This is a genomic window from Pinisolibacter sp. DMC19 (assembly GCF_056313985.1).
The window spans coordinates 679,878-692,012 of record NZ_JBQUZF010000002.1 but is presented as its reverse complement, the minus strand read 5'-3'; the positions used below and the strand labels follow the sequence as shown (position 1 = coordinate 692,012).

The following is a 12,135-nucleotide window of genomic DNA, read 5'->3' as shown; positions in this document are numbered from 1 at the left end:
CCTCACTGCAGCGGCGTCGCCTTGCACTCGGCCGCCTCGAGCGCAGCCTTGATCTCTCCGTCGAGCGAGGGCTGCTGGCGGAAGATCTGGAACAGCGCGATACCCTGGCGGCCCTTCCAGTCGACGATCACCACGTCTTCGAGCTGTTCGGGCGGGTTCTCGCGCAGCTGCGCCACGTGGACGTCGCCGGCCACCAGCACGTCCGCCGCCTTCTGGCCCGAGCCGCGGTTGTCGAGCCCCCAGACGTGGAGCCCCTGGCGGTCGTAGAGCGACAGCGACCAGTAGACGTCGGGGGCGGCGACGCGGATGCGTACCGGCGCGGCGTCGAGCTCGAAGCGGCAGGTCGCCTGCGCCATCGCCGGGTCGAGACCGGGCAGCGACGGCGTGCCGGCCGTCGGGCGCGGCAGGACGACGAAGGTGCCGGTCGGCCCGAGCCGTGCGATCGCGTTCCACGAATCGTTGACGGAGTGGCCGGGCACACCGAGCACGACGACGATGTGGACGATGCCGGCGAGCATGGCGACGCCGAGCGCCCAGACGGCGAGACGCGCGATCATCGGCAGGCCCCCCGCGTGATGGTCGGAAGCTCCGGCTGCATGCCCGTGCCGAGGGCGAGCGGCGTGTCGTAGAGGCGGAGCGTCAGGGTGAAGTCCTCGCCGGCGGGAAGCGGCAACCAGTTGCCGGCCCGCGCCCGCGTCGCCGCGACGATCTCGAACCGCCCGGAGGCCTCGCGCACCAGATTGTGGCTGTCGACGTCGGCGCGGCCTTCGGGCGTCACGCCGGAACGGCCGTCGCGGGTGGCGGCGGTCAGCGTCCACAGCCGTGCCTGAAGTCCCTTGCCGGCGATCACGTAGTCGCAGGTCGCCGAAAGGCCGCGACCGTTCGAATCGTTCGCCGCGACGAAGGTCAGGCCGGTGCCGGTGCCCATGCCGAACTCGCCGCTGCGGGCGACACGGGCGCGCAGATAGGGATCCGCGGTGGCCGCGTCGCTCGGCGGGAAGGCGCGCCAGGTGCCGACCTCGACCGTGTTGGTCCGTGGCGCCGTCACCATGTACCACGCCGAGCCGAGCCCCAACGCGAGGCTCGCGACCATGGCGGCGAGGAGGGCAAGCAGGAAGCGCAATTCACACCTACGAAAGACGGTACCGCCCGGGCATCGGAGCGGCCGGAGCGACCGCCGGACGCGGACGGACACTTCGGATTCGCCCCGTCCGATCGAGGCGGATCCTGTTCGTGCGAGGCCCCCGCGTCAATGCCGCCGGCGGGCCGAACGGAGTTTCGGACGCGTCAGCGTCCGATCGGCAGGAGCCCGCCCGCGGCGAGCCCGGTCGCCGGCGCGGCGAGGCGGATACGGCCCCCGCCGGAGAGCGGCAGGAGCGCGCCCGAACGAGCCGGGGGCTTGGTCATCGCGTCGACGGGGGCGGCGTTGCGCAGTCGGTCGGCGAGACCGCCGATGGTGTTGGTGGCCTTGGCGGAGAGCACCTTCTGGCGCGCCGCCTCCTGCGACACCGGCACCGGCTGGAGCCCCTTGGCCGGATCGGTCGCCGCGACCTTGGCAGCGGAACCGACGCCGCGCGGCGGCGGGAAGCCCGGCGCCTGCTTCAGCTCGATGCCCTTGTGGGCGAATTCCATGACGTCGTGCCAGATGGGCGCCGGCACCATGCCGCCGGTGACCCGCTCCATCGGCCGATAGTCGTCGTTGCCGACCCAGACGACGCCGACGAGATTGCCGGTAAAGCCGCAGAACCAGGCGTCACGCGACGACTGGGTGGTTCCGGTCTTGCCGCCGGCGGGGATGCCGTCGAGCTTGGCGCGGGCGCCGGTGCCGGTCTCCACCGCGTTGTTCAGCATCGAATTCAGTTCGGCGACCTTGTCGGGCGGGAAGATGCGCTGCGGCGGCGGGGCGTCGCGCGACCGGTCGTAGAGCACCCGTCCGTCGCTCGAGGCGATGACCTGATCGATCGGTGTCGGATGCACCCTGTAACCGCCGTTGGCGAAGGCGGCATAGCCGGCGGCATGGTCGATCATGTGGACTTCGGACGAGCCGATGACGAAGGGCCAGTCGGGTTTGACCGGCAGGTCGATGCCGACGGCACGGGCGACCGCGGCGACCTTCTCGCGGCCGAGCTGTTCGGTGAGCTGCACGGGGATCGAGTTCAGCGACCGGGCGATCGCCTCCAGCAGCGTGACGCGGCCGTAGTAGCTGCCGCCGTAGTTCTTCGGGCACCAGTTGCCGATGCAGACCGGCTGGTCGGTGACGAACGAGGTCGGTTTCTTGCCGCCGATCAGCGCCGCCAGATAGACGTAGGGCTTGAACGACGAGCCCGGTTGGCGCGCCGCGTCGGTCGCCCGGTTGAACTGGCTGGCGCCGTACTCGCGGCCGCCGACCATGGCACGCACCGCGCCGTCCGGCGTCATGAAGACGGCGGCGGCCTGCGAGATGTCGAGCTCCTCGCCGTTCTGGCGCAGCGCGTTCTCGACGACCTCTTCCGCCTTCTTCTGGACCTCCGGATCGATGGTGGTGCGGACGATCAGCGTGTGTTCGGCCGGCGCCATGTCGCGGATGGCGTTGAAGGCGTAGTCGAGGAAGTAGTCGGCCTGCTCGTTGGTGCGGGCGCGATCGACCGGGGTGGCGGGGTGGCGCCGGGCGCCCAGTACCTGGCCCTCGGTCATGAAGCCGGCCGCCACCATGTTGGAGAGCACGTCGTTGGCCCGCGCGCGCGCCGCCGGCAGGTTGACGTGGGGCGCGTAGCTCGTCGGCGCCTTGAACAGGCCGGCGAGCATCGCCGCCTCGGCGAGATCGATGTCGCGCACCGACTTGCCGAAATAGAACTGGCTCGCCGCGGCCACGCCGTGGGTGCCGCCGCCCATGTAGGCGCGGTCGAGATAGAGCTTGAGGATCTCCTGCTTGGTCATGTGCGTCTCGAGCCAGACCGCCAGGAAGGCCTCCTTGATCTTGCGCTCGAGCGTGCGTTCGTTGGTCAGGAAGAGGTTCTTGGCGAGCTGTTGCGACAGCGACGAGCCGCCCTGGCGCACCTTCTGCTGTCGCATGTTGGCGACGATGGCGCGCACCGTACCCAGCACGTCGATGCCGAAATGTTCGAAGAAGCGCCGGTCCTCGGTGGCGATCAGTGCCTTGATCAGGTGATCGGGGAACTCGGTCAGCGGCACCGAATCGTTGAGCATCAGGCCGCGCCGTCCGACCTCGTTGCCCCAGCGGTCGAGGAAGGTGACGGAATAGTCCGCCTTCGCCCGCCAGTCGGTCTTGGTCGCCTCCAGCGCCGGAATGGCGAGCGCCAGCAACAGCACGACGCCGCCCGCACCGAGATTGACGGCATCGCCGACGAGTTCGAAGAAGCCGCGCGCCGGCCCGCGCACCCGGAACACCCGGAGAGCGGTCGCGTAGCGGCGCCAGGATTCGATTGCCCAGTTGAAGCTCTTCCACAGGGTCGTGTCGAGCCAGGCGTCGACCGCCATGGCGCGATCGGCGAAGCGACGGCGCCGTCCGCCGGTCGATTCGGGGGCGGGCGGTGGAGACGCGGGAGCGTCCTGTCCGTCCGGAGTGGGCGTTTCGTCGGTGGCCAAGGCTCGGTCCGTCTCGTTCGGTCCCGCGTCGATCGCGTCGCCGCGTCCCGGCTCGGGACGTGCGAAAGGGTTGACGAGACATTAAGCAATCGCCATGCCTCGGTCGAGGGGCGATCGACGCTCCTCCCGCGTCGGCGTCGACGCCGGCACGGAGAGAGACGGTCGTGAGCGAGCCCTTCTGGAAGACCAAACGCCTCGAGGAGATGAGCCGCGAGGAGTGGGAGAGCCTCTGCGACTGCTGCGGCCGCTGCTGCCTCAACAAGCTCGAGGACGAGGAGACCGGCGAGATCTACTGGACCAACGTCTCCTGTCGCCTGCTCGATCCCGAGAGCTGCCGCTGCTCGTCCTATCCGAACCGTCACGATTTCGTGCCCGACTGCGTCGAACTCGACCTCGACGAGGTGGTGTCGCAGACCTACACGTGGCTGCCGCCGACCTGCGCCTATCGGCTGCTGGCCAAGGGCGAAGAGCTGCGCTGGTGGCACCCGCTGGTCTCCGGCGATCCCGACACGGTGCACGCCGCCGGCATCTCCGTCCGCCGCCGTGTGATATCCGACGAGGATATCCCCCCCGACAGCTACGAGGACCACCTCTGCGACTGGCCGGGCGAGGATCCGCGGCCGCGTCCGCCCCGCCAACCGCGGGCGAAGGTCTAATCCGATCAGCGACTTGGCCTGTCTTTCGGGTCGTGGATAGGAAAATTTTCACAAAATCGTCGATTGCATGCTTGACGGCGTCACGCTCGGCGGGCAGTCTTTTCCCATGATCGAACACGTGTCGATGGCGCCACCGCGCCGGACACGGCAGGGGCTTCGGCCCCGCGATCACCTGACATCGTTTTCGCAACATCGCCCCGGATCGGACCGCCTCGCCGCGGTGTCGCCGCGCGCCCTCCGCCGCGGGACACCGACGCGGGCGTTCGGCCGTGGCCGACCGATGGAGCGCGCGTGCCCCTCTCGCCGAGCGACGAACCCCTGCCGCCGACCGCCGATCGCGCGGCCGGCGATCCGCCCTGGACCGAGATCCGCGCCGCCTACGAAGGCTCCGACCTCGCGGTCGCCGCCATCGCCCGGGCCTACGGCATCGCCACCGACCGGATCTGGCGCCGCGCCCGCCGTGACGGTTGGCTGAAGCGCCGCGACACGACCGGCACCCGCGCCGAGGCGCCGCTCGATCGCTCGACCCTGGTCGCCCGCCTCTTCCGGGCGGTCGAACGCCAGATCGCCGAGGTCGAGCGCCGCTTCGAGGGTTCGGCGCCGCCGAGCCTCGAGGAGAAGGACGCCCGCACGCTGGGCGCGCTCGCCCGTACACTCGAACTGCTCATCGGCCTCGAGAAACAGGCCGGCCGCGAGACCGCCGAACCGGAGGGCGACATCGATGAGTTCCGCCTCGATCTCGCCCGCCGCCTCGAAAGCCTGCGCCGTGCCGACGGCGGCGCCGACCTCGGCTAGGGCAGGGGAGGCGGCCTCCACCGCCGCCTCCCTGCGCGCCGCGCTCCGGGCGGCCGATGAAGCCGGAACGCTCGATCGCCTCGCCCTTGCGTTGACCGCGGAGGAGCGGGAACGTCTTCGGGACGACTGGTCGCTCTGGGCGCGGGCCGATCAGATGCCGCCCGCCGGCGACTGGACGACCTGGCTGTTGATGGGCGGCCGCGGCGCCGGCAAGACCCGCGCCGGGGCGGAATGGGTGAAGGCGACGGCGCTCGGCCGTCCGCCTTTCGCCGATGCCCCCGCCGGGCGGATCGCGCTGGTCGGCGAGACCTTCGCCGACGTCCGCGACGTGATGATCGAGGGCGTCTCCGGCCTGCTGCGCATTCACCGCAGGTCGGAACGCCCGACCTGGAAACCCTCGCTGCGCCGGCTCGAATGGCCGAACGGCGCGGTGGCGCAGGCCTTCTCGTCGGAAGATCCGGAGGCGCTGCGCGGGCCGCAGTTCGAGATCGCCTGGGCCGACGAGATCGCCAAGTGGCGCCATGCCGAGGAGGTCTGGGACATGCTGCAGTTCGGCCTGCGCCTCGGCGACCGGCCGCGTCAGGTGGCGACGACGACGCCGCGCCCGGTGCCGCTGGTCAAGCGCCTCGTCGCCGATCCGGCCTGCCGGGTGGCGCGGGCCTCGACGCGGGCCAACGCCTTCAATCTGGCGCCGCGCTTCCTCGACGCCGTGGTCGGCCGTTATGCCGGCACCCGGCTCGGCCGGCAGGAACTCGAGGGCGAGCTGATCGAGGATCGCGACGACGCGCTGTGGCGGCGCGAAGAGATCGACCGATCGCGGATCGACGTCGCTCCGGACCTCGTCCGCATCGTCGTCGCGGTCGATCCGCCGGCGACCTCGGGCGCCACCGCGGATGCCTGCGGTATCGTCGCGGCGGGGATCTCTGAGACCGGCATCGGCCACGTGTTGGCGGATGCCTCGTGCCGCGGCCTGCGCCCCAACGAATGGGCGGCGCGCGCCGTCGCCCTCTTCGAGGGGCTCGAGGCCGACGCGCTGGTGGTCGAGGTCAACCAGGGCGGCGAGATGGTCGAGACCGTGCTCAGGCAGGTCGCGCCCGATCTGCCGGTGAAGCCCGTGCGGGCGAGCCGGGGCAAGTGGACCCGCGCCGAGCCCGTCGCAGCGCTCTATGCGCAGGGGCGGGTGCGCCACGTCGGTTCGTTTCCCGAGCTCGAGGACGAGCTCTGCGACTTCGGCCCGGAAGGGCTGTCGTCGGGCCGTTCGCCCGACCGCATGGACGCGCTCGTCTGGGCGCTCGCCGCGCTGATGCTCGAGGGTCGCGGGCGGCCCAAAGTGCGTAATTTCTGAGGGGCGGACGCCCCGATCGCGAGGATCCCATGTCTCTCTTCGATCGTCTCCGGCGACGGGCCACCCCCGTCGGCGGCCCCGTTCGGCCGACCGCCGCGCCCGAGACGCGCGCCTCGGCGACCGGCGCCTTCGTCGCCTGGCAGAGCTTCGGCCGGCCGGTGTGGACGGCGCGCGACTATGCGACGCTCGCCCGCGCCGGCTATCTGCGCAACCCGATCGTCCACCGCGCCGTGCGTCTGGTCGGCGAGGCGGCCGCCTCGGTGCCGTGGCTGCTGTGGGATCACGACCGCGATCTCGCCACCCATCCGCTGCTCGATCTCCTCGGCCGCCCCAACCCGCGACAGGCCGGCCGCGCCTTCATGGAGGAGGTCTATGGCCACCTCTCGGTGTCGGGCAACGCATATGTCGAACTGGTCGCCGTCGACGGGACCCCACGCGAGCTCCATGCGCTCAGACCCGACCGCATGCGCATCCGCGTCGGCGTCGACGGCTGGCCGGAGGGCTGGGACTACGGCACCGGCGTGGGCGCGGTGCGCTTCCGCGTCGACCCCGACCGGCCGAGCCCGATCCTGCATCTGAAGACCTTCCACCCGCTCGACGACCACTACGGTCTCGCCCCCCTCGAGGCAGCGCAGACCGCGCTCGACGTCCACAATCAGGCCTCGGCCTGGACCAAGGCGCTGCTCGACAATTCGGCGCGGCCCTCCGGTGCGCTGGTCTATCGCGCCGACACCGGTGGCAACCTGTCGGACGAACAGTTCGACCGGCTGAAGAAGGAACTGGAGGAGGGCTTCCAGGGCGCCGCCAACGCCGGCCGGCCGCTGCTGCTCGAGGGCGGGCTCGACTGGAAGGCGATGGGCTACAGCCCCAAGGACATGGATTTCGTCGAGGCGAAACGCGAGGCGGCGCGCGAGATCGCGCTCGCCTTCGGCGTGCCGCCGATGTTGCTCGGCATCCCCGGCGACAACACCTATTCCAACTATGCCGAGGCCAACCGCGCCTTCTGGCGGCTGACGGTGATGCCGCTGGTCGCCCGCACCGCGGCGGCGCTCGAGGCCTGGCTCGCGCCGCTCTTCGGCGACGGGCTGCGCCTCGACGTCGATACCGACCGGGTCGACGCCCTGGCGCTCGAACGCGAGGCGCTGTGGAACCGCATCGGCACCGCCTCCTTCCTCACCGAGGACGAGAAGCGCGCCGCCGCCGGCTACGGCCCGCGCGCTTCGGCCGATCCGGGCCTGCCGGCATGACCGACCTCGCCACCACCTTCGCCGAACGCGGCGACCTCGGCCATCTCGCGCTCTTCCTCTGGGCGAGCGGCGCCTCGGCGCTGCTGGTCTGGGCGCTGAAGGAGATCGCCGCCTCCAACCGCCGCTTCGAGGACTTCGTCACCGAGATCGCCCGGCTGGAACGGCTCTTCGCCGACCCGGACTGAGGCGCCGGCGCCTCGCCCGTCCCCTCCACGACAGGACCACACCCCATGCCCCGTTGGATCGCTCGCCTCGCCGCGGGCCGCCCGTCCGCGCGCCCCGATCATCGTGCCGTCTTCGCCCGCTTCGTCGAGGCGCTCGCCGCGCGCTCGGCCCGGGCGGGCCTCCCGCGCATTCGGGAGGTGTGACCATGACGACCGCTCTCGCCGCGCCGGAGGTGAAACGCCTCGTCGCCGAACTCGACCGCGTCGAGGCCGACGGCACCTTCACCGGCCACGCCTGCCTCTTCGGCGTCGAGGACCTCGCCCGCGACGTGGTCGAGCCCGGCGCCTTCCGCGCCACGCTCGCCCGCCGCGGTGCGGCCGGGGTCAAGATGCTGTGGCATCACGACCCGGCCGAACCGATCGGCCGCTGGCTGGAGATCCGCGAGGACGATCGCGGCCTCTTCGTCCGCGGCCGCATCCTGACCGACGTCGCCCGCGGTCGCGAGGCGCTGGCGCTGATGCGCGGCGGCGTCCTCGACGGCCTGTCGATCGGCTTTCGCGCCGTCAAGGGTCGCCGCGACGCCCGTTCCGGCATCCGCCGCCTCGCCGAGATCGACCTGTGGGAGATCTCGCTCGTCACCTTCCCGATGCAGCCCGCCGCTCGCGTCGCCTCGGTCGAGGCGGCACGGGGGCTCGGCCGCGACATCTCCGCCGCCGACCTGACGGCGATCATCCGGCGCGCCGCCGCGCTCTTCCACCCCGAGAGGTGAATCATGACCGAAGTCCACATGCCCATCGAGACCGGCCCGGCGCCGGAGATCAAGGCCGCGACCCCGAGCGGCGCCCCGAACGCCGACGTCGGCGGCGCCTTCGAAGGCTTCATGCGCGACTACGCCGGCTGGCGCGAGGAGAACGACCGCCGTCTCGCCGAGATCGAGCGCCGCGGCCACGTCGATCCGCTGATCGAGGAGAAGCTCGCCCGCCTCGATGCCGCCGTCGACGAGGGCCGCCGCCGCGCCGACACGCTGGCGCTGAAGGCGGCGCGTCCGCGTCTCGGCCTCGAGGGGGCCGGGACCTCGGTCGTCGATCTCGACCGCAAGGCCGCCTTCGAGGCCTATGTCCGCACCGGCGATGCCGGCCGCCTCGCCCGGCTGGAGGAGAAGGCGCTGTCGGCCGGCTCCTCGGCGGACGGCGGCTACGTCGCCCCGCCCGAGCTCGAGCGTCAGGTGATGATGCGCCTGTCGCAGGCCTCGCCGATCCGCGCCATCGCCGGCAACCGGCAGGTCTCCGGCAACGTCTTCAACAAGCCCTATTCGCCGGTCGGCGCGACCGTCGGCTGGGTGGCGGAGACCGGCGCCCGCGCCCAGACCACCACCCAGACGCTGCAGCAGCTCGCCTTCCCGACGATGGAGCTCTACGCCATGCCGGCGGCGACCGGCGCGCTGCTCGACGATGCCGCCATCGACGTCGAGGCGTGGATCGCCGACGAGGTCGAACAGGCCTTCGCCGAGCAGGAGGGCGCCGCCTTCGTCAACGGCGACGGCGTGTCGAAGCCGAAGGGCTTCATGGCCTACGGCCGCGTCGACAACGCCTCCTGGGCCTGGGGCAGCCTCGGCTACGTCGCGACCGGCGTCGCCGGCGGCCTGCCGTCGTCGAACCCGTCCGACAAGCTGGTCGATCTCGTCTACGCCCTGCGCGCCGGCTATCGCCAGAACGCGAGCTGGGTGATGAATCGCCGGACGCAAGCGGAGATCCGTAAGCTCAAGGACGGTCAGGGCCACTATCTGTGGCAGCCGCCGGCGACCGCGGGCCAGCCGGCGACGCTGATGAACTTCCCCGTCGTCGAGGCCGAGGACATGCCGACGATCGCGACCGACGCCTGCCCGATCGCCTTCGGCGACTTCCGCCGCGGCTATCTGGTGGTCGACCGGGTGGGCGTCCGTGTCCTGCGCGATCCCTATTCCGCCAAGCCCTACGTGCTCTTCTACACGACCAAGCGCGTCGGCGGCGGCGTCCAGGACTTCGACGCCATCAAGTTCCTGAAGTTCGGCACGGCCTGACGGCCCGCGGCGGGTCTCCCCGCCGTCGCCGGCCGGACGCTCCTCCCCGTCCGCCCGTCCGGTCCGGTCTGCCGAAGAGACCCGGCGGCGCTCTCGCCCCGCCGCCGGGTCTCGCCTCTCCTTCCCCCCGATCGAGGTCGACGATGACCGTTCTCCTGATCACGCCCCCGGCGGTCGAGCCCGTCTCGCTCGCCGACGCCAAGGCCCATCTGCGCCTCGAGACGACGGCCGAGGACGACTACGTCTCGGCGCTGATCGTCGCCGCCCGCCTCCATGTCGAGACCGCCATCCGCCGCGTCCTGGTCGACCAGACCTGGCGGGTCTATCTCGACGCCTGGCCGCGCGACGGCGTGGTCGATCTGCCCGTCGGCCCGGTGCGCTCGATCGCGTCGATCACCGTCTACGACGCCGACGGCCATCCGAACCTTCTCTCCTCCGTCGCCTGGCGGCTCGATGCCGCCTCGCAGCCCGCTCGTCTCGCCCTGCTCGGCACCGGCCCGACGCCCGGGCGGGTGCTGAACGGCATCGAGATCGACCTCGTCGCCGGCTTCGGTCCCTCGGGCATCTCGGTGCCGCAGCCGCTGAAACTGGCGATCATGACGCTGGTCGCCCGCTGGTACGAGAACCGCGAAGGCGCGCGCTACGGCGTCGTGCCGGCCTCCGTTTCCGATCAGGTCGAGGCCCTCGTCGCTCCCTATCGCGCGCTGAGGCTCGCATGACGACGCCCGCCCCCCTCGGCGCCCTGCGCCATCGCCTGACCATCGAACGCGCCACGACCGCCGCCGACGGTTCGACCACGTGGGCCGCGAGCGGCACCGTGCTCGCCGCGATCGACCCGCGTGGCGGCACCTCGGCCGAGGCCGGCGGCGGCGAGACCGGTCGCGTCACCCATCGCATCGAGATGCGGTGGCGGACCGATCTCTCCAGCCGCGACCGTCTGCGTCTCGGTGACCGGATCTTCCGCATCCACGCCACCCGCGATCTCGACGAACGCCGTGCCCGGCTGATCGTCGATGCCGAGGAGGAGAACCGATGAGCGCCGCCCAGAGCCTCGTGGCGGCGATGCTCGCCGCACTGCGTGCCGACGCGACGCTCGCCGCCGATCTCGGCAGCCGCATCCACGACGCCGCCCCGCGCGACCCGGTCTTCCCCCACCTCGTCGTCGCCGACGTGACGGTGCGGGATCGATCGGGCGTCGACGCGACGCTCGAGGAGGCGCGGGCGACGCTCGAGATCTTCTCCCGCGCCGGTGGTCGGGCGGAAGCCGCCCGCATCGCCGAGCGGGTCGAGACAGTGCTCCTCGCGGCCAATCTCTCGCCCGCCGGCCGTCGCGTCGCGCTGCTGCGCCGTGATGCGACCGAGACCACCATCCTGCGCGACCGCGTCACCGCCCGGGCGGTGGTGCGTTTCGTCGCGCTCCTCGAACCCGTCTGATTGGGAAGATCGCCATGGCCGTTCAGAGAGGCAAGGACCTCCTCCTCAAGCTCGACGATGCCGGCAACGGCACCTTCGTCACCGTCGCCGGCCTGCGTTCGCGCCGCCTCGCCTTTGCCGAGGAGACGGTCGACGTTACCTCCGCCGACAGCGTCGATCGCTGGCGCGAACTGCTCTCGGGCGCCGGTGTCCGCCGCGCCCATGTCTCGGGCTCCGGCGTCTTCCGCGACGCAGCCTCCGACGCCGCGGTGCGTTCGACCTTCTTTTCCGGCGCGCTGAAGACCTGGCAGGTGGTGATCCCCGACTTCGGCGTGATCGCCGGCGCCTTCCAGATCGCCGCGCTGGAGTTCTCCGGCGCCCACGACGGCGAACTGACCTTCGAGCTGACGCTCGAATCGGCCGGCGCCCTGACCTTCACCGCGATCTGAGGGCGACCGACATGGCCAACCGCCGTCGCGGCGAGGTGGCGGCGATCGTCGACGGTCGCCCGGTCACGCTCTGCCTGACCCTCGGCGCGCTCTGCGAACTCGAGGCGGCCTTCGCCGTCGACGATCTCGCCCGCCTCGCCGACCGCTTCGCGGCAGGTCGCCTCTCGGCCCGCGACGTTGCCCGGATTTTCGCCGCCGGCCTGACCGGAGGTGGCTCCCCGACGACGCCTGAAGATGTATTTGCGATGCATGTCGAAGGCGGATTGCTCGGCGCCGTCGCCGTCGTCTCCGACCTTCTCGCGCTGACCTTCGGCGGCGAGACGGGGGAGGGGGCGCAAGCCCCCCGACCGCCCGACGGAGACGCCGCGGCGTCCCCTCCGCCGGTCCCGGGGGCGGACGAGCCGCCTTCCCCTGGGACGAG

14 protein-coding genes and 1 pseudogene are annotated in these 12,135 nt (G+C 71.7%); 12 read left to right on the top strand and 3 right to left on the bottom strand.

Translation table 11 applies throughout. The features are described 5' to 3' along the window. Positions 1 to 2: 2 nt before the first annotated feature. The 3 genes from ACT53U_RS07645 to ACT53U_RS07635 all read right to left on the bottom strand — a co-directional run bounded on the left by ACT53U_RS07645 (position 3) and on the right by ACT53U_RS07635 (position 3,477). Positions 3 to 557, bottom strand: a complete 555-nt coding sequence (locus ACT53U_RS07645) for a DUF1254 domain-containing protein (protein WP_476153828.1) — start codon at positions 555 to 557, stop codon at positions 3 to 5. After that, entirely contained in the window at positions 554 to 1,123 is a 570-nt protein-coding gene (locus tag ACT53U_RS07640; protein WP_476153827.1) for a DUF1214 domain-containing protein, read from the bottom strand. The genes ACT53U_RS07645 and ACT53U_RS07640 overlap by 4 nt, the downstream gene beginning before the upstream one ends. Positions 1,124 to 1,287: 164 nt before the next feature. Beyond that, positions 1,288 to 3,477: a transglycosylase domain-containing protein gene (locus tag ACT53U_RS07635; RefSeq protein ID WP_476153826.1), complete on the bottom strand. Its 2,190-nt coding sequence runs from the start codon at positions 3,475 to 3,477 to the stop codon at positions 1,288 to 1,290. 311 nt (positions 3,478 to 3,788) lie between these two features. Between ACT53U_RS07635 and ACT53U_RS07630 the strand changes: the two genes are divergently transcribed. From ACT53U_RS07630 to ACT53U_RS07575, 12 genes and pseudogenes are all read left to right on the top strand, one after another. Continuing rightward, complete coding sequence (locus ACT53U_RS07630) at positions 3,789 to 4,241, top strand: YcgN family cysteine cluster protein (protein ID WP_476154011.1); 453 nt, start codon at positions 3,789 to 3,791, stop codon at positions 4,239 to 4,241. 291 nt (positions 4,242 to 4,532) lie between these two features. Continuing rightward, positions 4,533 to 5,036, top strand: a complete 504-nt coding sequence (locus ACT53U_RS07625) for a hypothetical protein (RefSeq protein WP_476153825.1) — start codon at positions 4,533 to 4,535, stop codon at positions 5,034 to 5,036. Continuing rightward, positions 4,963 to 6,381, top strand: coding sequence for a DNA-packaging protein (locus ACT53U_RS07620; RefSeq protein WP_476153824.1), 1,419 nt, complete (start codon positions 4,963 to 4,965; stop codon positions 6,379 to 6,381). The genes ACT53U_RS07625 and ACT53U_RS07620 overlap by 74 nt, the downstream gene beginning before the upstream one ends. Before the next feature lie 29 nt (positions 6,382 to 6,410). Beyond that, on the top strand, positions 6,411 to 7,628 hold the full coding sequence (locus tag ACT53U_RS07615; protein WP_476153823.1) for a phage portal protein: 1,218 nt from the start codon (positions 6,411 to 6,413) through the stop codon (positions 7,626 to 7,628). After that, a complete protein-coding gene (locus ACT53U_RS07610; RefSeq protein WP_476135498.1) occupies positions 7,625 to 7,813 on the top strand; it encodes a hypothetical protein in 189 nt (62 codons plus the stop codon). Before ACT53U_RS07615 ends, ACT53U_RS07610 begins: the two co-directional genes overlap by 4 nt. Positions 7,814 to 7,998: 185 nt before the next feature. Then, positions 7,999 to 8,562, top strand: coding sequence for an HK97 family phage prohead protease (locus ACT53U_RS07605; RefSeq protein ID WP_476153822.1), 564 nt, complete (start codon positions 7,999 to 8,001; stop codon positions 8,560 to 8,562). Positions 8,563 to 8,565: 3 nt separating this feature from the next. Continuing rightward, positions 8,566 to 9,852: a phage major capsid protein gene (locus ACT53U_RS07600; protein WP_476153821.1), complete on the top strand. Its 1,287-nt coding sequence runs from the start codon at positions 8,566 to 8,568 to the stop codon at positions 9,850 to 9,852. A 143-nt stretch (positions 9,853 to 9,995) separates the two neighbouring features. Next, the gene (locus ACT53U_RS07595; RefSeq protein WP_476153820.1) at positions 9,996 to 10,571 is read left to right on the top strand and encodes a head-tail connector protein; all 576 of its coding nucleotides are present in this window, start codon (positions 9,996 to 9,998) and stop codon (positions 10,569 to 10,571) included. After that, the gene (locus tag ACT53U_RS07590) at positions 10,568 to 10,888 is read left to right on the top strand and encodes a phage head closure protein (RefSeq protein WP_476153819.1); all 321 of its coding nucleotides are present in this window, start codon (positions 10,568 to 10,570) and stop codon (positions 10,886 to 10,888) included. Before ACT53U_RS07595 ends, ACT53U_RS07590 begins: the two co-directional genes overlap by 4 nt. After that, on the top strand, positions 10,885 to 11,286 hold the full coding sequence (locus ACT53U_RS07585) for a DUF3168 domain-containing protein (protein WP_476153818.1): 402 nt from the start codon (positions 10,885 to 10,887) through the stop codon (positions 11,284 to 11,286). Before ACT53U_RS07590 ends, ACT53U_RS07585 begins: the two co-directional genes overlap by 4 nt. Positions 11,287 to 11,300: 14 nt before the next feature. Beyond that, positions 11,301 to 11,714 (top strand): phage major tail protein, TP901-1 family, encoded by a 414-nt coding sequence (locus tag ACT53U_RS07580; RefSeq protein ID WP_476153817.1) that lies wholly within the window; start codon positions 11,301 to 11,303, stop codon positions 11,712 to 11,714. Positions 11,715 to 11,725: 11 nt separating this feature from the next. After that, a pseudogene (locus tag ACT53U_RS07575) lies at positions 11,726 to 12,064 on the top strand (gene transfer agent family protein); the annotation flags it as partial. Positions 12,065 to 12,135 lie beyond the last annotated feature (71 nt).